At 67.5% G+C, this 23510-nt stretch carries 22 protein-coding genes and 2 pseudogenes; 7 read left to right on the top strand and 17 right to left on the bottom strand.

Going from position 1 to position 23510, the window contains the following annotated elements; all coding sequences use genetic code 11:
• Positions 1 to 132: 132 nt before the first annotated feature.
• The 7 genes and pseudogenes from Ari01nite_RS11840 to Ari01nite_RS49795 form a co-directional block, all read right to left on the bottom strand.
• Complete coding sequence (locus Ari01nite_RS11840; RefSeq protein ID WP_203781222.1) at positions 133 to 876, bottom strand: GAF and ANTAR domain-containing protein; 744 nt, start codon at positions 874 to 876, stop codon at positions 133 to 135.
• Positions 877 to 913: 37 nt separating this feature from the next.
• On the bottom strand, positions 914 to 1555 hold the full coding sequence (locus tag Ari01nite_RS11835) for a GAF and ANTAR domain-containing protein (RefSeq protein ID WP_239162674.1): 642 nt from the start codon (positions 1553 to 1555) through the stop codon (positions 914 to 916).
• A gap of 276 nt (positions 1556 to 1831) precedes the next feature.
• Complete coding sequence (trhA, locus tag Ari01nite_RS11830; RefSeq protein WP_203781220.1) at positions 1832 to 2521, bottom strand: PAQR family membrane homeostasis protein TrhA; 690 nt, start codon at positions 2519 to 2521, stop codon at positions 1832 to 1834.
• Between the two features lie 67 nt (positions 2522 to 2588).
• The gene (locus Ari01nite_RS11825; RefSeq protein WP_203781219.1) at positions 2589 to 2963 is read right to left on the bottom strand and encodes an STAS domain-containing protein; all 375 of its coding nucleotides are present in this window, start codon (positions 2961 to 2963) and stop codon (positions 2589 to 2591) included.
• A 590-nt stretch (positions 2964 to 3553) separates the two neighbouring features.
• Positions 3554 to 3988: a type II toxin-antitoxin system VapC family toxin gene (locus Ari01nite_RS11820; protein ID WP_203781218.1), complete on the bottom strand. Its 435-nt coding sequence runs from the start codon at positions 3986 to 3988 to the stop codon at positions 3554 to 3556.
• On the bottom strand, positions 3988 to 4236 hold the full coding sequence (locus tag Ari01nite_RS11815) for a FitA-like ribbon-helix-helix domain-containing protein (protein WP_203781217.1): 249 nt from the start codon (positions 4234 to 4236) through the stop codon (positions 3988 to 3990). Before Ari01nite_RS11815 ends, Ari01nite_RS11820 begins: the two co-directional genes overlap by 1 nt.
• 385 nt (positions 4237 to 4621) lie before the next feature.
• Positions 4622 to 4830, bottom strand: a pseudogene (locus tag Ari01nite_RS49795) (hypothetical protein); the annotation flags it as partial.
• Here Ari01nite_RS49795 and Ari01nite_RS11810 point away from each other — a divergent pair.
• A complete protein-coding gene (locus tag Ari01nite_RS11810; protein ID WP_438872164.1) occupies positions 4745 to 5566 on the top strand; it encodes a DinB family protein in 822 nt (273 codons plus the stop codon). The pseudogene Ari01nite_RS49795 and the gene Ari01nite_RS11810 overlap by 86 nt on opposite strands.
• Before the next feature lie 33 nt (positions 5567 to 5599).
• Here the strand turns inward: Ari01nite_RS11810 and Ari01nite_RS11805 are convergent, their stop codons facing one another.
• Together Ari01nite_RS11805 and Ari01nite_RS11800 are read right to left on the bottom strand one after the other, a co-directional pair.
• Positions 5600 to 6754, bottom strand: coding sequence for a hypothetical protein (locus tag Ari01nite_RS11805; protein WP_203781216.1), 1155 nt, complete (start codon positions 6752 to 6754; stop codon positions 5600 to 5602).
• A gap of 1243 nt (positions 6755 to 7997) precedes the next feature.
• Positions 7998 to 10061, bottom strand: a complete 2064-nt coding sequence (locus tag Ari01nite_RS11800) for a putative bifunctional diguanylate cyclase/phosphodiesterase (protein ID WP_203781215.1) — start codon at positions 10059 to 10061, stop codon at positions 7998 to 8000.
• Positions 10062 to 10645: 584 nt separating this feature from the next.
• On the opposite strand from Ari01nite_RS11800, the gene Ari01nite_RS11795 reads away from it, so the two are divergent.
• Positions 10646 to 10894, top strand: coding sequence for a DUF6221 family protein (locus tag Ari01nite_RS11795; RefSeq protein WP_203781214.1), 249 nt, complete (start codon positions 10646 to 10648; stop codon positions 10892 to 10894).
• A gap of 282 nt (positions 10895 to 11176) precedes the next feature.
• Here the strand turns inward: Ari01nite_RS11795 and Ari01nite_RS11790 are convergent, their stop codons facing one another.
• Positions 11177 to 11812, bottom strand: coding sequence for a TetR/AcrR family transcriptional regulator (locus Ari01nite_RS11790; RefSeq protein WP_239162673.1), 636 nt, complete (start codon positions 11810 to 11812; stop codon positions 11177 to 11179).
• 83 nt (positions 11813 to 11895) lie between these two features.
• On the opposite strand from Ari01nite_RS11790, the gene Ari01nite_RS11785 reads away from it, so the two are divergent.
• The 3 genes from Ari01nite_RS11785 to Ari01nite_RS11775 are packed head-to-tail and all read left to right on the top strand — an operon-like array spanning position 11896 to position 13441.
• On the top strand, positions 11896 to 12165 hold the full coding sequence (locus tag Ari01nite_RS11785; RefSeq protein ID WP_203781213.1) for a hypothetical protein: 270 nt from the start codon (positions 11896 to 11898) through the stop codon (positions 12163 to 12165).
• Positions 12165 to 13040: a class I SAM-dependent methyltransferase gene (locus Ari01nite_RS11780; protein ID WP_203781212.1), complete on the top strand. Its 876-nt coding sequence runs from the start codon at positions 12165 to 12167 to the stop codon at positions 13038 to 13040. The genes Ari01nite_RS11785 and Ari01nite_RS11780 overlap by 1 nt, the downstream gene beginning before the upstream one ends.
• The gene (locus Ari01nite_RS11775; RefSeq protein WP_203781211.1) at positions 13037 to 13441 is read left to right on the top strand and encodes a hypothetical protein; all 405 of its coding nucleotides are present in this window, start codon (positions 13037 to 13039) and stop codon (positions 13439 to 13441) included. Before Ari01nite_RS11780 ends, Ari01nite_RS11775 begins: the two co-directional genes overlap by 4 nt.
• A 57-nt stretch (positions 13442 to 13498) precedes the next feature.
• Here Ari01nite_RS11775 and Ari01nite_RS11770 read toward each other — a convergent pair.
• The 4 genes and pseudogenes from Ari01nite_RS11770 to Ari01nite_RS11755 all read right to left on the bottom strand — a co-directional run.
• Positions 13499 to 13932, bottom strand: a pseudogene (locus Ari01nite_RS11770) (diacylglycerol/lipid kinase family protein); the annotation flags it as partial.
• Between the two features lie 3 nt (positions 13933 to 13935).
• Positions 13936 to 15585, bottom strand: coding sequence for a Na+/H+ antiporter (locus tag Ari01nite_RS11765; RefSeq protein ID WP_203781210.1), 1650 nt, complete (start codon positions 15583 to 15585; stop codon positions 13936 to 13938).
• A gap of 55 nt (positions 15586 to 15640) precedes the next feature.
• Positions 15641 to 16093 (bottom strand): DUF5994 family protein, encoded by a 453-nt coding sequence (locus Ari01nite_RS11760; RefSeq protein ID WP_203781209.1) that lies wholly within the window; start codon positions 16091 to 16093, stop codon positions 15641 to 15643.
• 152 nt (positions 16094 to 16245) lie between these two features.
• A complete protein-coding gene (locus Ari01nite_RS11755; RefSeq protein WP_203781208.1) occupies positions 16246 to 16485 on the bottom strand; it encodes an ANTAR domain-containing protein in 240 nt (79 codons plus the stop codon).
• A gap of 142 nt (positions 16486 to 16627) precedes the next feature.
• Here Ari01nite_RS11755 and Ari01nite_RS11750 point away from each other — a divergent pair, with 142 nt between their 5' ends.
• Both Ari01nite_RS11750 and Ari01nite_RS11745 read left to right on the top strand, forming a co-directional pair.
• Positions 16628 to 17620 (top strand): acyl-CoA desaturase, encoded by a 993-nt coding sequence (locus Ari01nite_RS11750; protein WP_203781207.1) that lies wholly within the window; start codon positions 16628 to 16630, stop codon positions 17618 to 17620.
• Positions 17621 to 17813: 193 nt separating this feature from the next.
• Complete coding sequence (locus Ari01nite_RS11745) at positions 17814 to 19004, top strand: PP2C family protein-serine/threonine phosphatase (protein ID WP_239162672.1); 1191 nt, start codon at positions 17814 to 17816, stop codon at positions 19002 to 19004.
• Here Ari01nite_RS11745 and Ari01nite_RS11740 read toward each other — a convergent pair.
• The 3 genes from Ari01nite_RS11740 to Ari01nite_RS11730 form a co-directional block, all read right to left on the bottom strand.
• Positions 18973 to 20211, bottom strand: coding sequence for a PP2C family protein-serine/threonine phosphatase (locus tag Ari01nite_RS11740; protein ID WP_203781205.1), 1239 nt, complete (start codon positions 20209 to 20211; stop codon positions 18973 to 18975). The genes Ari01nite_RS11745 and Ari01nite_RS11740 overlap by 32 nt on opposite strands.
• Positions 20212 to 20919: 708 nt before the next feature.
• The gene (locus Ari01nite_RS11735; protein ID WP_203781204.1) at positions 20920 to 22389 is read right to left on the bottom strand and encodes a HAMP domain-containing methyl-accepting chemotaxis protein; all 1470 of its coding nucleotides are present in this window, start codon (positions 22387 to 22389) and stop codon (positions 20920 to 20922) included.
• Between the two features lie 30 nt (positions 22390 to 22419).
• A complete protein-coding gene (locus tag Ari01nite_RS11730; RefSeq protein WP_203781203.1) occupies positions 22420 to 23424 on the bottom strand; it encodes a diacylglycerol/lipid kinase family protein in 1005 nt (334 codons plus the stop codon).
• Positions 23425 to 23510 lie beyond the last annotated feature (86 nt).

Below are 23510 nucleotides of genomic sequence, written 5' to 3'. Positions count from 1 at the left end.
AGAGACTTCTTGTGAGCCGTTGAAGAAATTTGAGCCGCTATTCGCTGCTCGAGTTGTGGGTCGAGCCGGGCAGAGCTGCTGAGGCCCAGACCGTACCGGCTCGTCGTAGAGAACCGGCCGCGTCCCGAGCGGTCAGCGGGAGCCGGGATGAGCGAGTTCGGGCAGGCTGGCCAGGTCGGTGACCACGGTGTAAGCGATGTCGCTGAGGCGGCGGTTGGTGTTGCGGGAGTAGCCGCGGATCAGCTCGAACGCCGCATCGACGCTGACACCGTGGGTTTGGGCGATGGCGCCTTTGGCCTGTTCGATGATGATGCGGCTGTTCAACGCGCCCTGTAGCTGTTCGGTGAGGACCTCGGAGCGCCGGATGGTGCGCTCTTGCAGCAGACTGATCGCGGCGACGTCGGCCAAGGCCTGCACGACCTGGGCGTCGCTGTCGTCGAGGTCGCCGACGGTGTCACCGAACAGGCCCATCACGCCGATCACCTCCTGACGCAGCCGCAGGGGGAACGCGTGTACCGACCGGAACCCCGCCGCCGCAGCGTGCGGCGCGAACCGCGGCCACCGCACCGAGGCATCACCAGCGGCGAGGTCGGTGTTGATGACCGGTTCGCCGCTGTGAAACGCGTCGATGCATGGTCCGTCCTGCTCACGCAGTTGGAACAACTCGAGGAACTTGGTGGTCTCGTCGGAGGCCGCCATGAAATGCAGGCGCCCTTTCGGGTCGGCGAGCAGGATCCCCGCGGTGGCGTCGCCGGTCAGCCCGGCGGTGCGGTCGGCGAGCACCTGCAGGAACTCGATCAGGTCGAACTCGTCGACGAGGGTGTCGGCGACCTCGACGAAGACCTGCGCGAGGCGCTCAGCGGATACGGTGGTCATGGCTGCCTCCCGGCCTGACTGCCCTGGTGACGGGCGTTCACGAATGATCACGATCGAAGTGCAGCCGCCCGGCGACGACGTCCGCTGCCAGCTCGGACAGCCGGCGGTCGGTGGAGTAGGCGTGGGCGCGTAGCCGGACCAGCGCCTCGGCGAGGGTGACGCCCAGCATCACCATCACCATGCCCTGGGCCTGCCACAGCGACGCGCCCTGCTCGATCGCCTCGTCCACGTCGTGCTCGGGGTGGGCCCCGTCCTGACCGTCCAGCAGGGTCGTCACCGCGAGGTCGCTGAGCGTGAACGCCTGGCCGAGCTCATCTCGGGACAACGCCCCGGCCCGGGTGCGGAACACGTCGAGGACGCCGAGACGGGCCGCGCCGACCTGCAGCGGGAATGCGAACACGGCCCGGATCCCGGCCTGGTGCACGGCTGGGGTGTAGACCGGCCATCGCTGTGCCGCTTCGTCGTCGAGGTCGGCGATGAGGATCGGGCGGCCGGTGGTGAACGCGTCGACGCAGGGGCCCTCGCCGAAGGTGAGCTGCAGCTCTTCGATGCGTTCGGTAGCCGGATCCGATGCGGCGGCCAGGCCGTACGCGCCGTCGCGGGCCATCACACTCACGCCGACGCCTGCGGCGGACAGGGCCCGGGTCGCGTCCGCGCACAGCGTCCGCAGTCGGCTCACCGCGCCACCCGACACTGATGGCAGCGCCGATCCGTCGTTGCCGCGCTCGGGGTTCATGCCGGTCTATCCCCGCCGGTCCGGTGTTGACGGCGGCGCGAGTGGTCGTACTCGGGCACGACCCCGATATACGCGCATGACTGCACCCTCCGAGCATGAGAACCGCCGGGTCTGGGGCAGTGGGCAACGACCAGGCTGGCCGTTGCCGGTAAGCGTAGTCGCCCGGCACGCACAGCACTACGTGGGTTCTCGCTCAGCCGGCCCCGGTGGGAGCGCCCGTCAAGCGGGGGAGGTGTGCAGGGCGAAGGAGATGCCGACGCAGTGGGCGGTGAAGGCGGTAACGGTCAGGGCGTGGAAGACTTCGTGGAAGCCGAACCAGCGCGGGCTGGGGTCGGGCCGTTTCAGGCCGTAGACGACAGCGCCGAGGGTGTAGAGCGCGCCGCCGAGAACGAGGAACGTGACGACGGGTGCGCCGCCTGCCCGCCAAAATCCGGGTAGGTAGATCACGGCGACCCACCCCAGGGCGATGTACACCGGCACGTACAGCCAGCGCGGCGCGCCAACCCACAGGACCCGGAAGGCGACACCGGCCAGCGCGCCGCACCACACGATCCACAGCAGGGTCCGGGCCTGCCCGGCCGGCAGCGCGAGCACACAGAACGGCGTATAGGTGCCGGCGATGATCAGGAAGATATTGGCGTGGTCGAACCGCTTCAGCACGCCGTGGGTTCGCCGGGTCCAGTGACCGCGGTGATACAGCGCGCTGATACCGAACAGCAGCGCCGCCGACAGCGTGAACAGCGTCAACGCCAGCCGGGAACCGGCATCCGGGGACAGCACGGTCAACATTGCCCCGACCGCCACGGCGACCGGGAAGGCGACAGCATGCAGCCAACCCCGAAGCCGGGGTTTGATCACCGCGCTGAGGTGGTCCAGGCCCAATTCTAGCCGGTTCCCCAGCCGATCCATCCCGGTATGCGGGCGGTCGCCGCCTTCTGCTCGCCGGGAACGATCCGCGCTCGTGTCACCCAGCACATCACCGGAGCGCACGGCTGTCCTCACGAGCTGACATCGGCGCGGCCGGCACGGCGCTGATCATCAAGTGCTGCGCCACGCCGGTCACCTCCAGGACCCAACGGTGCATCGGCCCAGGCCGGCACACCGTCACTGACATCGCCTGCGGCAGGACATCGATAAGCCGCGCGAGGAAGTTGGCAAGCGTAGCGCCCGCGAAGGCAACCTCGGCGAGATCCACGAAAACAGCTTCAGGCGACCTGGCCGCGATTCCGGCGACGGCGTCGCTCAGCGCCGGCTCCGCATCCGCATCAAGATCCCCAGCGACACGGACCTCGACCTGCCGCTGATGCGCCACCACCACGACGGCGCAGCCGGACGTCAAATACGTTGTCATGGCCTACCCCTTTTGAGGCGCAGCGACGTACGCCGGGGTCCGAGGCGGCAGCCGGTGACCGGCCGCACCGACGACAGTACGCCCCCAACGTTTCCGGCGCACCAAGCAGCGGAGACACAGTTCTCGCCCGCGCACCCGCCGGACCTGCGCGTCACCTGACGAAGCCGGCGCTGTCTCTGGAAACGCTCACCGCTGCGGCAGTTCCGTCCACGGCACCGACAACCGGCCAGGTAGCGGTGCCACAGGCTGTACAGCTACCAACGCGATAGTGCGCGGGAGAAGGAACACGGCGCCCACCGCTGGCACCCGGTGAGCCGCCTTGCTCGGCAGTCAAAGGCTAGCGCTATCCGAAAAATAAGGCGCCCCGGCAAGGGTGGGTAGCAGCGGATGAGAGACGGGGAAACTGCACTTCTCACGGCTGAACAGAGTGACAGGAGCCGTATAAACCGAGAGGTTTACGTACGGATCTGCGGGAGCCTCGGGCTGAAATGCCCGGGGCGACCCGGCGGTTGTGCCACATCCGGTCCACGGTACTTACCTGGGGGCGACCCCCAGACCCCACGTTACGGTGAGTGCGCTGAGTGGCCTGCTCACGGCTTGCCGTCGGTCGTGTCCTGCCACGGGTCGATCAGCGTGACTCCGGTGTTGATGAAGTCCTTGGTGTTGCGGGTGGCCAGGGTTGCGGCTTGAGAACGGCAGATGGCGGCGATCTGGCCGTCGAATCCGCTGATCGGGTTGCCGTCTCGTTCGCGGCCGGCGACCACGTCCGCGTAGGCGGTGGCAGCGGCGAGGTCAAACGGCAGGACCTGTCGCGGGAAGGCCGCGAAGATCTCGTTGGCCGCCTGGTGCAGGTCCTGTCTGCGGCGGCCGTCCGGTAGACGGGCGATGCCGTACCGGATCTCGGCGACAGTGACCGACGTGGTGAACAGGCCGGTGCTGGACGTCTGCTGGAGCCAGGCGAGTACGGCCGGGGCGGGAGCGGCGCGCATGAGTTCGGCAACGACGTTGGTGTCCAGGACGATCATCACTCGCCGAAGTCCGCCGCTCGGGGTGCGGTGGTCCGGGCCGGTACGTCGAGGTCAACGCCGCCGAGCTGCGTGAACCGCTCGGTCAGCGCGGTGAACAAGTCGTTGGGTAGGCGCTCTTCCTCAGTGGCGGCGGCAGTGAGGATGAGGCGGATCTCGGCCTCCATGGAACGGCCGTGCCGGGCGGCCCGCAGACGTAGCTTCTCTTTGACGGAGTCGTCCAGATCTCGGATGCTCAGGGCCGCCATCGCCTTCTCCTCCGCGTTCGGGGTTGATAGCAATGCTAGCGCAGACGCCCGATCAACAACCTTCGGCGCTCTCCAACCTGCTGCGTGAACTGGCGAAACGTACGCGCATCACGTTTCCAGGGACGGCGGTTAAGCGGTTCGCATGGTGCAACGTCCGGCCCACCAACAGCATGTGACCTGGGGAAACGTGAATTCGTTTGGGCGGTACCCGAACCGCCTTCGCGATACATGCTTTGAGCTGGCCAAACGTTGGATTCCGGTGGAGCGCTGCGCCTGGGCCGGGTCCGATATCGCGGCAGGGCCGGTCGGCTGGTACGGCTATGAGCGGATGGATGCTCGCTTGCTCCGCCGCGAGCACCACTTCATCGATCTCCCAAGCCGTGGTAGAGGCGCCGAAGCGGTCCAGGGCGTCGATGACGGCGTCGCCGATGCCGCACCCGGCACCGTGGCCGGCGTCGTCGATCAGCGCCAGCCGTGCGTCAGGCCAGTGTTTCGACAGCCGGCAGGGATGTCGACGCGGCTGCCGAGGTCGAGCCGGCCGTGGACGAGCACCCCGGCAATGCCGGCCGCGGGTTGCAAACGCGGCGACCCCGCCGGAAAGATGTGGCGATCGAGGAGATGGTTCATGATCGACTATGCGCGCCTCATTGTTTCGCAGCTCGAGTTCTACTGGGACACCAACCTCTGGCCGCGCTTGACCGGGCTCACCGATGACGAGTATTTCTGGGAACCGGCGGACGGCTGCTGGACTCTGCGCAGCGACGAGAACGGCAAGTTCGTCCTCGACATGGTCCAGCCGGAACCCAAACCACCGCCGCTCACCACGCTCGCCTGGCGCATCATCCACGTCGCCACCGTGATGTCAACGCGGACCAGCACGTTCTTCGGGCCCGAAACCGACAAGCACATGTTCCACCCGGACCACCAGCCCGCCGAACTACCAGGCACGGCCGACGGCGCGCGACGACTCCTCGCCGACTCCTACCACGACTGGCACACCGCCATCACAGCCCTCGATCAGACCGACCTCGAACGCCCGCTCGGCCCGAAAGGCGCCTTCTTCGCCAACGAACCAATGATCGCCCTGATCCTGCACATCACCGCGAAGTCATGCACCACGGCGGCGAGATCGGCACGCTACGCGACCTCTACCGGACAACCCACGAGACGACATGACCCGCGGCGGCGAGCACGCCGGAGAATAGCGCCACCCATCCCGGGCCGGCCGGGGCCTGGAACCAGCACCCAATACACGCTCATCGGCTATGACCGCGCGTCCGCTACGGAGCTCACCGTGACGCTGCGTAGCGCGCGACTCGCGGCAGAATAGCGAGTCCAGTGGCAAATCAAGAATGGACAATGGTTACGGATCTTGAGTTTCCAACTTAGACGTCGTGTAGGTGTATCGCGGCATTGAATGCGATATACGAACGCGGTATTGTGGTTCCTTTCGATCCTCGCTGCGTTCGGGTCCTTCCGTATAGGGGAAGATGCATTCGTGAAGGTCTTTCGCAGTAGCTGGATCCTCGCTGTGGCGCCAAATCCCTTTGCCCGATGCGATAATTTCGTTATGCCGTAGGACCCTGCTGGCTGCGCTCTCGAAGCTGTGCCGCAGTTCCGACAAGTATTGCTCAAGGAAACTGTCATGCACGACATCGAAGTAGCGAACGTGACCTTCCTCGACGCCTCCTAGATCAATTTTCGGTTCGATCCGACAGGCCCGAAACCAAGGCGCCGAAGTGACCCCGAAGTCACCATCATGCGCCAGGGCGCCGAACATTGGGGCGCGAACGACAGCAAGGCAGACGACGAAGTGACAGTCGAAGACCGCCTGGTCACGCGTCGGCGTCACACTCTCCTTAACAAAGTCCGCAGCTTTGAAGAGCGGAAGTGCCAGGGAGCGGTATACGTCTTCGCCGCTCAGTTCGACTTTTCCGCCCTTCTCTGTGGCCTTCGCCAGGGAGACGGAAACGAATCCATGCGGCATGCCGAAGAACGGGAATTGATAAAACCCTAATGAGTCATGAAGGCTAATGGCACAATCGACGTCATCCCGTATTGGCTTCCCCGATTCGTCGACGGAATCAAAGATGATGTCAGTACTCGGCAGACCCGCAACTTCGGGAAAAGTGTATGCGCTGCTGGGCGCCGTCTTTCGCATGAAGAAGACGTACGGCAACTCACTCTTTTTGCATTCCACCAGCAGGTTCAGAACCGGCCTAACCTTTTTGTCCATCAGGGCACTATTGCGCAACTGCTCTGCGGCAAGGGGGATCTGCGCAAATATGTCTGTGGACCGAACCTGTCCGGACTCGCGATCAACGAACGGCCACTCTTCCTGTATTCTGGCGCTAGATCCGAGAATCTGCCTGATTTGGTCGGATACTAGGGCCTGGAACGGGTAGCCCGACCGCTCAATGGCGTCCTCGAGCTTCGCTTGGCTCACACGTCCGGGAAGATCTTCCCATGGCTTACTGGGGTGATTGTCCCACGGCAGTTTGCCACTTTCTGGTTTCACAAGTGCTCCAATAGAGGTCTCCCGCTGGGTGCATGCGCAACCTACTAAGTGGAGGGCTTAGCGTCAAACGACTTCGTATTCTTGGAGCGCAGCGCAGCCAACGGGACGGCCGTGATCACCTGCATGCGACTATTGTTGATCATGGCCTCTTCGGCAACCGCCACCAAAGTCTCGAGACATCCTCACCGTCGCGATCTCGTACCGCGATGCCTTTATGCTTGGACGTCACGGGCTTGGTCGGGTATCCCCGACGCATTGCTGCGCCGGGGCCCCCTCAGAACCGTGCGTGCAACTCGTTGCGGCACACGGCTCAAGCAAGCCACTGGGGCGATTTCAGGAGTGCAAGGTGCTGGTTCCTCAGGCCCCCGGCAAAGTCGTCAGATGATGCCGAGTAGTGCGAGCGGGCAGGTGCTGTCGCGGGCGTGATGCCGGTTGGCGGCGGCGAAGTTGGTGACGCCGGCGGCTCCAGAGATCTACTCCGACTGAGCCGACGAGCATGAGGGATCCGGCCGAGATTGCGTTTGAGGTGGCAGGGGCGCCGCCGATCAAGAACGAGGCGCTGTCGTTGTTGTTGGCCAGCCACAAACAACGTGACCGAGTTCGAGCGTTACTGGAGGCGGCTGCGGCCGCATCACAGCTGGTCAACTCGACCGTGGTGAGGGATGACATTGGCCTTGAGGTGATTGTTCGGGCGCCTTCGGGCCGTCCCGCTGGAGACGCGCGACCAACTATCTCGGCGGTATCGGTGACGTACTGCAGGACAAGAGCCAACCGCTCAACCTTGCTCTCTCTCTCTCTCACACACACACACCTTGAGGCATCGAGGAATTCCGTTTGGTGTCTGCGACTGCTGCCTCCCACTCCGCCTCAGTGAGCTGCCGGTCACCGCCTCGGGTAGCTTCCTCCCACGAAACGGATGGGCCACCGAAGCGAATCTCGGGTAGGTGTTGCCGCCGCGGGTCTTGCTCGGCGCCGCAGCTGCCGAAACTGTCGGCTTCGGCCGGGCCCATGGCCATGACCGCGAAGAAAAGGACGACGCCGGCCGCAGCATGCCGCAATTTCACCTGGCCGTCCTTCCGTCCGTAGCCAACCGCAGCGGGACCACCCGTCAGGTCCCCAGTCCTTCATCATTGAAATCTAGCCAGCCTCGGATCCGCCGCCGCCCCGGCAGCACGGCAGATGGACCCCGATCCGGCCCGTGCCGTCGAGCGCGGTCCGGCCGGGGCGTGGTCTCTGCTCGTCCTCACGTCTGGTGGGAAGGGCGTCGCGGGCAGAGGTCCGTCCGCGGCTGGCCGGCGTGCACCGTCAGGTACGGCACGATGTCGTGCGGCGGCAGGGGTGGGGCGAAAAGGTAGCCCTGGGCGGTGTCGCAGCCCATGGCGAGCAGGGCGTGCTGAGCCTCCGGCGCCTCGACGCCTTCGGCTACGACGGTCATGCCGAGATTGTGTCCGAGCTCGATCGCCGCGCGGACTATCGCGGTGTCCTCGGCGTTGCGCAGTAGTTCGTTGATGAAGCTGCGGTCGACCTTGAGTTCGTCGACCGGCAGATGCTTGAGGTAGCTCATCGACGAGTAGCCGGTGCCGAAGTCGTCAAGTGACAGGCTCACGCCGAGCTCGTTCAGGCGGGTGAGAATGTTCCTGGCTTTGTCGGGGTCGGCCATGAGCGCGCTCTCGGTCACCTCGAGGCGCAGGTACTGGGCCGGTACGCCGTGCCGGGCGAGGGCATCGGCCACCTCACCCGGCAGCGTGAGGTGGTGAAGGCTGCGCGCCGACAGGTTGACCGCGATCTGCACGGCGATGCCGTCGGAAAGCCAGGCCTGGGCCTGGGTCAGGGCGAGGTCGAGGATGGCGAGGGTGAGCTGGTGAATGAGCCCGGTGCGCTCGACGACCGGAATGAACTCTGCGGGGCCGAGCAGCCCGCGGGTGGGATGCTGCCACCGCACGAGCGCTTCGACCTCGCGGACGACGCCGTCGGTGAGCGACACCTTCGGTTGATAGTGCAGGACGAACTGCCGGTCCGCGATAGCGCGGCGAACCTGGGTCAGCAGGAGCAGGCGGCTGCGGTCGTGATGGTCGGCGAGCTCGGTGTAGACCTCCACGCCGGACTGCATCTGCTTCGCCGTGTACATGGCGATGTCCGCTTGGCGGAGCAGGTCTTCCATCCCGTTCGAGTGACGGTCGCCGAGCGCGACGCCGATGCTGGCGTCGACGTCGAGTTCGAGCCCGTCGACGATGAACGGCTCGCGCAGTGCCTCGAGCAGCCGTGCCGCGGCTGCCACGGCGGCGGTTTGGCGAAGACCCGGCAGGATGGCGGCGAACTCGTCCCCGCCGAGCCGGGCGAGGACGTCTTCGTCGCGCAGGTGGGCGCGTAGCCGCGGGCCGACCTGTTCCAGCAACCGGTCGCCGTAGGAGTGGCCGAGAGTGTCGTTGATCTCTTTGAACCGGTCGAGGTCCAGCATCAGCACAGCGGATGGCAGATCGTCGGAGCCGTCGAGCCGCCCCGCGCCCGCGGCCATCAGCGCTGAGCGGTTGGGCAGCCCGGTGAGCTGGTCGTGCAGGGCCTGATGTGCCAGGCGTTCCTGCAGGGCATGGCGTTCGGAAACGTCACGAGCGGTGACAGCGAGAGTCCTGAGCTGAGAATCACCGGTGTGGTTGCTGAGGGTAACCTCGAGGTGGCGCCAGCCCCCGTCGGCGGCGATGACCCGCACGACCAGCGGCCCGGTGGCGCCGGACTCGAACAGGTCGATGTCGTCGGGATGGATCAGACCCCGCAGAGGCCGGCCCAGTGCCGCTTCCGGTGACCATCCGAGCACATCGGTGACCGACGAAGAGATGAAGGTGACCAGGCCCGCCGGATCGACCAGACAGGTCATGTCGGCACCGGCCTGCATCACGGACCGGAAGCGGTGCTCTTCCTCCAGCGTGTCGAGCAGGTCGTTGAACGCGGACGCCGTCCGCGCCAGATCGTCGCTGCCATCGGCCTCCGAGGTGAATCGTTCCGTCGATCGAGCGGACCATTGACCGCTGAGCGAGGCATGCCGGATGTCCGCGGCGACGGTGTTCAAACCTTCGCAGAGCCGACGAAGCCGATACCCGACAACGCGCTGCGCCACCCACCAGTTACCGGCAGCCAACAGCAGACCGGCGGCCAAGCAGGCGAGGAAGAAGACCGGCCTGAGCGTATGTACGGCAGGTACTCCCAGAAAGACGGCGAAGAAGGGAAACAGGGTGCCGATCGTGACTCCCAGAAGCGCCATGGCTCCCGCAAGCTCCGCGAACACGCCGCGGCGCCGCCCGCCGGCACCCACCGGCAGGAGTCTGCTCGAACTCCGACGCACCGCGACCTCGACTGTCTCTCGACACACCTTCCCACCTGTCCTTACGGCTGGACACCGTCCTTGCTGAGCCATCCGAAACCGGGGCCGGCGCGGAGCGCTCCTCTCTCCAATCCGTACGAGGCATCCGCTCGGCGTGGGGTCCACCGTTGCGATCAACCCGCAACCCGTGCCGAGCCGACAAGGTCTGCGGTGGTGTGACAGGTGCTGCCCTTCCGGATTTCGGGGAACAGTGGTCTGCCGAGACGGTGGGGCACCACGGCAGCGGCTCGCTCGGCGGCGAATGGTCCTCGCCCACGACGAGCCGCCGCCTCACATCGCGCCGTCCTGGCGCATCCATCCCTGGATCGCGCAGGCATGATGCCGACCTCGGGGACTCCATACCCTATGTAGCGACCGGTTCGCGGCCAGATGAGGATGGCGGGCCGAGGGGGAAGCGCGACTTCTGCGATCTGCCCCGGCATCCGGCTCGCCATCGGCACGCGTTGGTACCCGCTCACCGACGCGCAGCGCGCCGCACGTAACGTCTGTCGCGGCCCGACCATGCAGGAGGCATCATGACCGACCTGGTCACCTGGCTACGCGCCCAGCTCGACGGCGACCAGGAACCTGGCACCGTTGCAGCCGCGCACCGCGCGATCCTGGAGATGCACCGCGACGACGGGCTCGGCTGGTGCACCTCCTGCGGCGCGATGACCCTCGACGACCACGACCGGGCCCCGGTAGAGACGCCGTGCGACACGCTGCGCGCGCTGGCCTCGGCCTATGCCGGCCGGCGTGGCTACAACCCGGGGTGGGCGCTGTAGCCATTCGCCGGCCCGGACGACACATCCGAGGTCGAGGCCGTGCCGGTCGACGGCGGGAGGCCGAACTCAGAGAACCGCTCGATCAGCGGCTGATGCGGATGGTCGACAGGCCGAGTCGTGTTTGCCTACCCATCGGCGTTCTCTATTGATCCGATCCGCAATCGAAAGCCGGACTTTTCTGCCGGCCCTCCGCCAAGCGAACTGTCGGCGTGGGCGCCACGCTCGGACATGGCAGCGCTGCTGGGCGTGGTTCTGCGCAATCCGGGTCGGGACGCGGAGATATCAGTCGGGCGCGCTGAGCACGGCGGCGACGCTGTCGACGAACCATCGCTCGAACCGTTCGACCGGCCACCCGCGCTCGCGTACCAGCCAGTCGTAGTTGCGGATGTCCTGGGCGAGCCACAGCACATCGGCGGCTCGCTCCTGACTCACCCGAACCTCGCCGGTGGCCGCCAGATCGACGGCGAACATCGCCATGCCACGGCGGCGGTCCTCGAGGTTCTTGCGCCAGATCGCCGCGGCGTCGGCGTCGGCGGTCGCCGCACCGGCCAGTGCCAACATCACGTGCACTTGCCGGGCGTGGGTCTCGGTGAGATGCCGGGCGTACCGGGTGAGCTTCGCCCGCAGGCCGGTCAGCGCTCGGATGTCGGCGACGAACGACCGTTCCGCCATCGTGATCCGCTCGTCGTCGCCGACCAGGGTGACATCGACAAGGTCGGAGAGCAGTTGGCGCTTGTTGCCGAACACCGCGTACAAGGTCTGCACGGCGACGCCGGCCTCGGCGGCGACGGCAGTCAGCGGCGTCGCGGCGTAGCCCGGGTCCACGAACAGTTTGGCGGCCGCGTCGAGGATCGCTCGCCGGGTCTGCCGGGCTTGTTCCTGGCGTCGGGGCGAGACGTAACGCCGGTTGACAGTCACGCCTGCACCGTAGTCCACTATTCGATAGAGCTTCACTCTATCGACATCAGGGGACAGCTATGCCGTACGGCGTTGTGCAAGACATGCCCGGAGTCAGCGAGCAGGAGTACCGGCATGTGGAGAAGCACCTCGGTCCGGACCGGCCGCCGGGCCTGCTGGCCCACGTGGCCGGCCCGTCCGAGGAGGGCTGGCGGATCATCAACATCTGGGCCGACGAGGCGGCGTTTCGCAGGTTCCAGTCGGAACGCCTGGTCCGTGCCGCCGGGCTGGCCGCCCAGGAGGAGGGCTTCGATCCGGCGAAGGCCGCCGCCTTCCGGTCGGCGAGTGTCGACGGCGCCGAGATGCCGTTCTGATGGACGACACCGCCACGCTGCGGGCCCGCAACTTCGACTTCTGGGCCCGGACGGCGCCGGGGTGGGTCCATCAGACCGACCGGCACGACGAGATCGGTCGGCCGTTGGGCGCCGTGGCGCTCGACTGGCTGCGACCCCAGGCCGGTGAACGGGTGCTGGACGTCGGCTGCGGGTGTGGCGGCACGACCGCCGAGATCGCGCGGGTCGTCGCTCCGCTGGGCAGCGCAGTCGGTCTCGACCTCGCGGAGGCGATGGTGGCGACGGCCCGGAACCGGTTCACCGCGCCGGACGGCGCGGGACTGCGGTTCGTCGCCGGTGACGTCGAGACGCTCGATGCCGTGCCCGGGGCGCCGTTCGACGCCGTCTACTCCCGGATGACGTTGATGCTGCTCGCCGATCCGGTCGCCGGCCTGACTACAGTCCGGCGGTCGATGCGTGCCGGCGCCCGGTTGGCCGCAACGGTGTTCCGCGACGGCCGCGTGAACCCGTGGCTGCCGGCGGCGCTGCTCGGTGCGGCGGCACACTTGGGACCGATGCCGCCGCTGCCGATCGGCGACGAGCCGGGCCCCTTCGCCTTCGCCGATCCGGCCCGCGTGACCCGCCTCCTCACCGCCGCCGGCTTCACCGACGTCGGCATCCACCCGTACGACGTCACTCTCGACGCCCCGGACGACCCGGAAGTGGTCACCGAATGGCTCATCGAGATCGGCCCCGCCGGCGCGGCCTACCGGGACGCCGAACCCACCACGCAGGGGCAGGCCCGGGCCGGGGTGGCCCGCCTGCTCGAACGGTTCCGCACCGCCGGCGCCGGTTACCGGCTGCCGACCGGACTTTGGTTGATCACCGCTCGCTCGGACGGGACCAGCACACCATGACCTCTCACCGGCGCCCCGCAGCCTTCCTCACTCTGATCGTCAGCATCGCCGTGCTGTCCGGCTGCACATCGGCCGATACCGAGCCGCCGTCCACCGAGGCACCCACTTCGGGCGGTGACGGAGCCACCCGGGCGAGCGGCAAGCCACCTGCGGCGGCGGGCGGCTCATATTCAGCGACGGACGTCTGCACCTACCTGAAGGGCGAGATCCCAGCGCTGAAAGAGATCGGCAGCCCGGTCGGGCGGCACGCCAACCTGGCCGGCAAGCTGGCCACCTTCTTCGAGTCACACGGCAAGCCGGAGAACGGCGCCGCACTGGACGCCGCAACCGAGGCGGAATGCCCGGCCGTGCGCACCGAGGTGCTCAGCCTGATCGAAGTGGACAGCTTCAGCTCGTTCTAGCCAGACCCCACGTTGCGGTGGGCGCGCCCGGCGGCCCGGCAGGTTTCCATGCTCGGCAGGCTTGTCGTCTAGGGTGATCCGCAATTGCATGGGGCGGTCGCGCAAGTGCTGAGCGGCGCCGGCGGCGTAGGCCAACCAGCCGACGTGCTTCTTGGCGGTTTCGTTGGTGGCGTCGAGCATGTGGGCGTCGAAGCCCATGCCGGCCATGCGAGGTCGTCGGAGAGCCCGAGGTTGGCGGCCAGCAGGTTGCCGGTGCTGGCGGGCAGCACGGCCAGGGCGACGTCGGTGCCGGCGAGGGCGGTCACGCAGGCCATCACGGTGCCGTCGCCACTGCACGCGAAGACGAGTTCGGCGCCGTCGCGGACGGCCTGATTGGCCTGGCCGGAGCCGGGGTCGTCGACGGTGGTCCCGAGCCACATCGGTTCCGGCCAACCCTGGGCGGTCAGGGCGTCGGTGATGGTGCGACGTAGTTCGTCGAGATCGTCCGGCAGCGTTCAGGCATTTGGGCTTCGGCGTGCCGGTCGATCGGGGAGCAAACGCTCCTCGTGATCGAGCTCGCGTTCCAGTACGCGAAGACCATCGTCGGGCAGCCGGCCGGCGTCCCGCCAGCGCAGTAGTTCCTCCCGTTGAGCACCGATCGCCACCCGGCGCACGTGCAGGGCGGCCTCGTATCGCGGAGAGACCGGCGGGTCCAGCGAATCGCTTTCCCGGAGCATCTCGAGCCGTCCCTGATAACGCGCCAGCCGGGCGCGTAGTTGCCCGCTCATAGTTTCGATGACCGGGCGGGGAATGTCGTGGTGCTCCTCGGCGTGCAGTTCCTCGATCGCGGCGAGGGCCGCCTCGACCGACGCCGAGCGCGCCTCGTTGCGCAGGCGGGCGCGGTCGTTCTCGTCAGCGTGCAGGCCGAGCATCCGGACCATCGGTGCGAAGGTGAGGCCCTGCCCGACCAGAGTGACGAGCACGACGACGAACGTGCAGAACAGCAGCAGATCGCGGCCCGGGAACGGCGCGCCGCTGCCGGTGACCAGCGGGAGAGTGAAGATCGCGGCGAGGCTGATCACGCCTCGGGTGCCCGACCAGCTCAGCGCGGCGACCTCTCGGCCGGTCAGCCGTTCGACTCCCCGGTCGTCTCTGCCTAGCCAGGTGTGCAGCGAGCGGGGCAGTGACTGGGTCAGCACCAGCCACAGGGGCCGCAGCAGCAACACGGCACCAACGGTGATCGCGACGGCGATGACTATGGTGGCGGTGTCGTACTGGGCGAGGCCGCGGACGACTGCGGGAAGTTGCTGACCGATCAGCAGGAACACGAAGCCTTCGAGCAGGAAGTCGACCAGCCGCCAGACCGCGCTCGTTTGCAGCCGACCCGCCCCCGAGGCCGAGCGAGGGGTGTGATGGCCGACGATCAGCCCGGCGACGACCACCGCCAGCACGCCGGAGACATGCAACCGTTCCGCGAGCAGATAGGCGGCGAACGGCGTGGCGAGCGAAACGGCGTTCGCCATCAGCGGATCGCCGGCCAACGGCCGGGAGAGAAGGCGGACGGCGTAGCTGACCAGCCATCCGGCGGCGGCGCCACCGGCCGCGACGGCCAGGAATCGGCCAAGTGCGGACGGCGCCGAGAAACCGTCCCCGGTAGCCGCGGCTACGGCGACGCCCAGGATCGTGAGGGCGGTGGCGTCGTTGAGCAGCCCCTCACCCTGAATCAGCGTGAGGATGCGCGGAGGTAACCCGATCTTGCGCCCGACCGCCAGCGCAGCCACCGGGTCGGGCGGTGCGACGGCCGCGCCGACCGCGATACCGGCGGCCAAGGTCGCGCCGGTGACGAACAACGAGAAGCCCACGCCGATCGTCAGCGCGGTGATTAGAACGAGAGTCACCGACAGGCTGATGATCGTGCGCAGGTTGCGCCGGATCGCGAGCAGTGACGAATTCAGGGCGGCGCTGTACAGCAACGGCGGCAGCACGAGCGTCAGGACGACGTCCGGGTCGAGCGAGATGTTGGGGCCGGGCAGTAGTGCGTAGCCGATCCCGAGGAGCGGCAACAGCGCGGCGGCGGGCAGACCGGTCCGGTTGGCGACCCACCGCACCGAAACGACCACGGCGACGGCGGCGAGGACAAAGACCACGTACGCCTCGACGCTCACCGCCCAGCCTCCGTTTCGACATCAAAGGAAATCGGGGTGGGGGTACGGGCGTCGCTCAGCTGACGTGATCGATTCCGGAGAGAAGTTCCGGCGTGCGGCGGCGGTCGATCGGGTCGGCCGCGGCGGTCAGTGCGCCGTCTGCCGATGCCGGGCTGGCGTCCGGCGGCACGACCAGCAGATCGAAACGGTCCCGTCCGAAGTCGCTCATGACGGTGATCAATCCGGCTGGCTGGGAGGTGTACCAGCCGAGCCGTATCGTCCGGTGGCCGGAGGCGGCCCGGCGCGGGTGCGGAAGATCCCATTCACCGGCGTTCAACAGCACGTGGGTGATCTCGCCGCGCAGATCGGCGAGTGCTTCCACCAGCGCTGGAAGTTCGGCGACGACGTCGGTCGACCGCGGCCACCAGGCGCCGTCGAGGACGGTGGTTCGGGACGGTACCGGGTCCAGGCGCAGGCGTACGGCGTCGTCCGGCGCTCGGGGGGTGCGGGTCATCGTGGTCTCGGGCATCGAATTGCCTTCCTGTCGGCGACATCCGCGCCATCGAAGGCGGGCGCGCGATGCGCTCGTCGGAGGAGACGTCGAGAAGCCGGTGTCCTCCCACCGTACGCGCCTGAACCGGTCGACGACTTGCTGCAGGGGTGACCGGCACGGCCGCAGAGCTACGGACTCCCCAGGTCCGGGAGGCCGGGAAGTGCGGTGACGATGGTGTCCGCCACCTCGCCCAAACGTCGGTTGTTGCGGCGCGAGAAGTCACGGATCAGCACGAACGCTTCCTCGGGACTGACGCCGCGAGCTTGAGCCACGATGCCTTTGGCCTGTTCGATGATGGTGGCGAAGCGACGATTCCTCCACGAGCGGCCGTTTGCGGCGGTCGAGGCGGGGTACGAAAGCGCTACCACGCTGAACGCCGGCCTCGCTGCACAGCCGTCCGGCGGCCGCCCAGACTCCCGCGGCCCATCTGTACCTGTCGTACCGGTCTAACCGTTCGACGCGACGAGAGGCGTCGACGTGCGAGGCCGGCCAGATCTGAGGAGTCGCGCGATGAGCGCATCCGTTTCTGTCCCAGCCGCCGTCCGCGGTGATGGCATCCAGCCCGGTCCCAAGCCGATGATCGAGGCGACGCAGTCCACCGCGGCGGTGGCGATGTTGTGGGTCTTCGTCGTCGCTCCGTTCGTCGCGTTGCTCGCCGCCATCCCGGTCGCCTGGGGCTGGGGCCTTTCCGCTCTGGACGCCGGAATGGCCGTCGCCGGCTACCTGATCGCCGTGGCCGGGGTCACCGTCGGTTTCCACCGTTATCTGACGCACGGCTCGTTCAAAGCCAACCGGCCGCTGCGCCTCGTGCTCGCCGTCGCCGGATCCCTCGCCGTGGAGGGACCGCCGACCGAATGGGTCGCCGACCACCGCCGGCATCACGCTTTCACCGACCGCGAAGGCGACCCGCATTCCCCGTGGCGGTACGGCACCGGCGTCCGTGCCCTCGCCAAGGGCCTGTTCTATGCGCATTGCGGCTGGTTCTTCAACAAGGAAGTCACCAACAAGGCCCGGTTCGCACCGGATTTGCTGGCCGATCGCGGCATCCGCATCGTCGACCGGCTCTTCCTTCCGCTGTTCGCCGTCTCTCTGCTGCTGCCTGCTCTGATCGGTGGCCTGGTGACAAGCAGTTGGACCGGTGCGCTCACCGGCTTCTTCTGGGCCGGGCTGGTGCGCATGGCTCTGCTGCATCACGTGACCTGGTCGGTGAACTCCATCTGCCACGTCGTCGGTGAGCGCCCGTTCAACAGCAAGGACAAGGCCACCAACTTCTGGCCTCTGGCGATCCTGTCGTTCGGGGAGAGCTGGCACAACAGCCATCACGCCGATCCGACGGGCGCCCGGCACGGCGTCCTGCGCGGCCAGATCGACCCGGGTGCCCGCCTGATCTGGGTTTTCGAGAAACTCGGCTGGGTCCACGACGTGCGCTGGCCCGACCCTGTCCGCCTCGCCGCGAAACGTAATGACAGCTCCGCCGCCGCTCTGCGCGTGGCGGCCCGATGACCGGCTGGGCGTGAGTGCGTTCGTTGGGTCGAGGTGTCGACCGTGGGTGCGGCCGGTGCAAAGATCGTATGGTGAAGCGACATCGCCGGCCCGCCGCACGCGCGGGAGGATCATGAGCGAGTCCGCTCGGCGGCACCATGACCCCACGCCGCCGGCGATACGTCGGTCACCCGATGACGTCAGGTTCCCGGCGTTGCTGGAGGACGACATCGACGACCTGTACGACAACGCACCGTGCGGCTTTCTCTCCACCCTGCTGGACGGCACGATCGCCAAGGTCAACGCCACCTTGCTCGACTGGCTGGGCCACGCCCGCGAAGACGTGGTCGGCCGGCGCCGTTTCGTCGACCTGCTGGCGGTTGGCAGCCGCCTCTACCATGAGACGCATCTCGCCCCCCTGCTGCGGATGCAGGGCCAGGTCAGCGGCATTGCGCTGGAACTGCTCACCGCCGACGGAACCCCGGTGCCGGTGCTGGTCACCTCCACCGTCAAAACCGGCGGCGACGGTGAGCCCCGGCTGATTCGGACCACCGTTTTCGACGCCCGCGAACGGCGGGCCTATGAGCAGGAGTTGCTCAGCGCGCGACACCGTGCTGATCAAGACCGGGCACGGCTGCGCCTACTCGTGACCGGATTACAGCGCAGTTTGCTGCCCGCCACGCTGGCGGTTCCGCCCGGTATGGCGACCGCTGCTCATTACCACATGGCTTCGCCCGACGAGGTGGGCGGCGACTTCTACGATCTGTTCCCCCTGCCCGGCGACCGGTGGGCTTTCTTTCTTGGAGACGTACGCGGCAAAGGCATCGGGGCCGCGGCCGTGACAGCCGCCGCCAGGTACACGCTGCGCGCCGCCGCCGTCTACGATCCCGACCCCACCGCGGTCTTGGCGAACCTCAACGCCGTGCTGTTCCAGGAGTACCGCACCCAGGCGCACCGGCACTGCACCGTCATCTTCGGTGTCCTCGAGAAGCAGGGCGTCGGCTACCGAGCCACGATCGCCGCCGGCGGACATCCACCCGCCCTCCTGAGCCGGGCGAACGGCGCCACCGATTACCAGTTGACCGAAGGCGGCGCCCTGATCGGCATCATGGCCGAACCTCGTCTGGCGACCCGCACGGTGCGGCTGGATCCGGGTGACACGCTCATCCTGTACAGCGACGGACTGACCGAGGCGCGAACCGGACCGCACGGCGAACGCTTCGGCGACGAAGCATTGCGGGACTACGTCCGGAATCAGGGCCCGACCGAGGCCGCCGCCGCCGTTCGCGCCCTCGTCGAGCTTCTCGCCACCTTCGAGGAAGTTGAGGACGACGTCGCCGTCATGGCATTGAGCGTGCCTGGCAGGCATATCCCTACTCCGGCAGGTCCGCACCCGCGTCACTGAGCCGGGTGGTAGCCGTCAGCGGCTCGTCCGCCTCTGCCGTAGTGGCCGGCTGGTGGGGCCATCTTAGGTAGAGCACGGCAGTGTCGTCGCTGTGCCGGCCTGCATCGGAGTGTTGGATCTCGGTGAGTAGCGCATCGATGTACTGGTCGGGGTCTTCGATGGTGGTCAGGCGGGTCGCGAGCTGGACGAAGCGTTCCTCCCCGAGGCGGGTGCCGTCGTCGCAGAAGCTTTCGATGACGCCGTCGGTGTACAGCAGCAGTCCGGCACCGGCGGGCACGGTGATCGATGACTCTTGCCATCGTCCCCGTCCGGGTGCCATGCCCAGGCCGGTGCCGTAGGCGATCGGGGCGGGGTAGGCGCCGTCCCGGGTGATGATCAGTGGGGCGGGATGCCCGGCGCTGAGCAGGATGATGCCGGGGCGGCCGGGGGTGATGCCGACGGTGCAGACGGTGGCGAACATGCCGTCGTGTGGTCGTTCGGCGACCAGAACCTGCTCGAGCAGGCGCATCCGGTCGGCCTTGCGCACGCCGGCCAGGGTCAGAGTGCGCCAGCCGAACCGCAGGCCGACGCCGAGCGCGGCTTCGTCAGGCCCGTTGCCGCAGACGTCGCCGATGAGGGCGTGGATGATCCCGTCGGGTGTCTGCACGACGTCGTAGAAGTCGCCGCCGAGCAGGGAGCGCTGCTGGCCGGGCAGGTAGCGGCTGACCACGGTCACGGTCGCGTCGGCCAGTAACGGTTTGGGGAGCAGGCCGCGTTGCAGGCGGGTGTTCTCGTCTGCTTGCAGCCGGCTGTCGCGCAGCGTGCGTTCGGCGGTCTGGACGCGTTTACGCTGCACCGCATATCGGACGGTTCGTGCCAGAACCGCTGCGTCGACCTGACTTTTGAGCAGGTAGTCCTGGGCGCCGGCGGCGACCGCGGCGGAGCCCATCGCAGTGTCGTTGAGGCCGGTGAGCACCAGCAGGGCGGTGTGCGGCCACCGGTGCAAGACGTGGCGCAGCGCGTCGAGTCCTTGACCGTCCGGCAGGTGCAGGTCCAGCAGGATGCACTCCGGCTCGTACTCGATGCCGGTGGCTTGGGCGAGGGTGCCGACATGGTGCAGGCGGGCGTCGAGGTCGCTGTCGGCGAGGTACTCCCGGACCAGGACAGCGTCACCGGGGTCGTCCTCGATCAGCAGGATGACGATGCCTGCCACCGATGAGTCAGCCACGGGACCGGCGGGTTGGCCGTCGTGGGCTGGCAGCGACGTGACGGCTCCAGGTCCGTCAGCAGTCACGGTACCTACCTCTTCCTCGCCGTCTGCAGGGCGGCGTGTGTACGCCGTGGCCAGGAACCCGCGCCAGTAGGCCATGATGATCGCGATGGCCGGTCGACGTCAGTATGACGCAGCGAACGGGCGAACGGACAACTGCTGCTGCGCTACCCGGACCGCCGGTCCGACCGCATTACCGAGACGATGCGGCGGCTGCGACACCCTTCGAACCCCAGCCGTACGCCCACGACCGCGTCACCGTCAAAGTCGCCGCGCTAGGTCCGGTCCGAGCGGATTCCCCAGTCTGGTGTAGGTGCCTGTGCAGGGGTAGACGCAGTTGTGTTGTCCGAGGTAAGCGCACGCCGAGACATCGACCACGAGCTGGTTCTGTCCGGGGTTGCCGGTCCCAGCCGCCTGCGCTCGGTGCTGCACACCTGGGCCGTCGATCACCAGTTCGCCGGCGAACCGGCCGATGTCACGCCTGGCAGTCGCCGGATGTGGGTGGCCTGGCAACTCGCCGACTCCGTTCTCACAAATTCGACGTCAGCCCGTACGTGCGTGCGGTTGCACTTCCCGTACCAGGTCATGCACGCAACGTCGCGTGAGGCCAGACGCCCGGTCACGTTCCCGCCCGATGACCCGCTGGGCCGTATGCCGGAGTGGCGTTCAGCGGTAGCCGGTGCCGACGAGTTTCTGCAGGTCGTTGGAAAGAGACGACAGGTGGGTCGCGGTGTGCTTGGTCTGGACGGCGGTGGTCTGGGTTTCCCGCGTCACCCGGGCGGTGTCGGCGGCGGCCGTGTTGACCTGTTCGACGGCGGAGCTCTGCTGCTTGGTGGACAGTTCTATCTCGCGGCTGGCGTCGTTGGCCGTGGATACCAGGTGGGTGATGCGGCGGAAGGCTGTGGTCGCGTCGCCGAACTGCCGCACGCCGGTGTCGACGGCCCCGGTGCCGATCTCGGTGGCCGTGACGGTCGTGTTGACGGCGCCGCGTACGTCGTCGATGAGGGTGCGGATCTGTTTGGCTGATTCGGTGGTGCGGTCGGCGAGTTTGCGTATCTCCTCCGCCACTACCGCGAACCGGCGGCCGTGCTCGCCGGCGCCGCTGGCCTCGATGGCGGCGTTGATGGCCAGGATGTTGGTCTGTTCGGCCAGCTCGGAGACGAGGTCGACGACGCCGCCGATCTGCTGTGACTTCTCGCCGAGTACGAGCATGTGCTGCACGATCTGGTCCATCTGGGTGCGGATGGCAGCGATCGAGGCCCGGGTCTGGTCGATGGTCGCGCCGCCGTTCTGCGCCGCCTGAGCAGTGTCCTCGGCGATCTTGGAGACTCGGTGGGCGTTGTCCGCGATCTGCCGCGAGGTGATCAGCAGCTCGGTGATCGTCGTAGTGATCTCGTTCATCGCGCCGGCCTGGTCCCGGCTGCCGGAGGCCTGTCGCTCGGCGGTCGTTTCGAGCTCCTGGGACGAGCTTTGGATCTGCCCGACCGCGGCGCCCACCTTGCGGCGCAGTCCCCGGTTGAGCCGCCGTGCGATCACCACGGCGCAGATGACGGCCGCGGTGCCCAAGGCGCAGATCACCGCTATGGCTTCGGTGGCGGTTCGTGAGGAAGCCTCGCGTGCGGTGCTAAGGTCGGCTTGGACCCGGTTGATGAGGTTACCGATGGCCTGCTGCAGGCCGCGGCGAGCCGGCGAGACCTGCTCGGCGTTGAGCTGTGCGACCTGCTCGAGGTTCGTGATCGCTTTACGCAGTTCGATGGTGCGGTCCAGCGCGGCCGTGTAGGTTGTCTCCGCGTCGGCGACCTCGTTGAGTAATCCCAGCTTCACCGGATCGGTGAACAGGGTGCCGAGCTCGGCGGCTTGGCGGTGGAACTGGCTGCGGTTCTCCGCGATGGCCGCCAGATCCTCGGCCGCTCCGGTGAGCAGAAAGATCCGGAAGTTGCCAATGCGCTGTTCTGCGGCCGTGCTCAGTTGCCGTCCGTGGGACAGCTGACGGATAGCAGAGGTGACCACGGCATCCTTGCTGCGGGTCACCGTCGTCAAGGCGGTCACCGATGCCGCTCCCATCAGCACGGTCAATCCCACGGTCAATGCGAATCCGGCGAGAAGATGGCTGCTGAAGGTGCTTCTACCCGTCATCGCTGAGCTCCCTTGCCGTCCCCGCAGACATCACATCCTCTTATCGACGCGATGGACGCGATGCTGAATCGCGCTCGGGTCGCCACCCGCAGTCGCGACGCCGGGATCGGTGGTGGGGCACGGCACGCAGAGCAGCAAAGCTTGGGGCCGTACGGTGACGAGCAGTTGCTTGCCGGACTCGATCGGGTCGCCGTCGAGCTGGCGTGGCTGGACCCGGTTGCTGCGGATCTCCACCCGGCTGGCGGTGAAGGTCTCCATGCAGGGGACGACTTCCTTGCGGCGGAGCACGGCCCAGCCGGGTGAGAGCCAATGTCCAAGGGTTCTCGGGCTCAGAACGGTCACGTCGAGGAGCCCGTCTTCGGGTGGGGCATCGTCGAGCAGCCGCATCCCGCCTCGGAGCCGCCCGGCGTTGCCGACGATCACGGCGCAGGGGCGGCGGTTGAACGACAGCCGGTCATCGAGGATGAGCCGGATCCGCATGGGACGATCCCGCAGGTGCCGGACCGCCCCGGCAAACCAGGCGAGCCAGCCTACGGGTTTGCTCGCGGTGTCGTCGTTGGTCGCGACGAGCATCTGGACGTCGAAACCCATCCCGGCCATCACGGCGAAGCTCTGCTCGCCGACGCAGCCGACGTCGATGCGGCGGCGTCCGCCTTGGAGTACGACCTCGATGCCGGCTGCGACGTCGCCGGTGAGCCCGAGGCTGGCGGCCAGCAGATTGCTGATGCCGGCGGGGAGCACGGCAAGGGCGATGTCGGTTCCTGCCAGGACCGTCACACAGGACATCACCGTGCCGTCGCCGCCGCAGGCGAAGACGAGTTCGGCACCGTCCCGGACGGCTTGGCGTGCCTGGCCGGATCCTGGATCGCCGACCGTGGTCTCCAACCACATCGGCTCCGGCCATCCAGCGGCAGTCAGCGCGTCGACGATGGTCCGGTGCAGGACATCCCGGTCCGGCACCTTCACGGGGTTGACGATGACAGCCGACCGCAACGCACCGGTTCTTGGGTGGAGGGATGATGTCGGTGCGCGCATGGTCTGAACCTCGCATCAATGGGGGTGCGTCTACCGGACTTCAGCGAGCCGTTGCATGCCCGGGCGAAGACCGCCCAACCGCCGTT

Origin of the sequence: Paractinoplanes rishiriensis, from assembly GCF_016862375.1 — a bacterium.
Taxonomy (GTDB): Bacteria; Actinomycetota; Actinomycetes; order Mycobacteriales; family Micromonosporaceae; genus Actinoplanes; species Actinoplanes rishiriensis.
The sequence above is the reverse complement of the archived record's forward strand: the minus strand, read 5'-3'. Positions and strand labels throughout refer to the sequence as shown.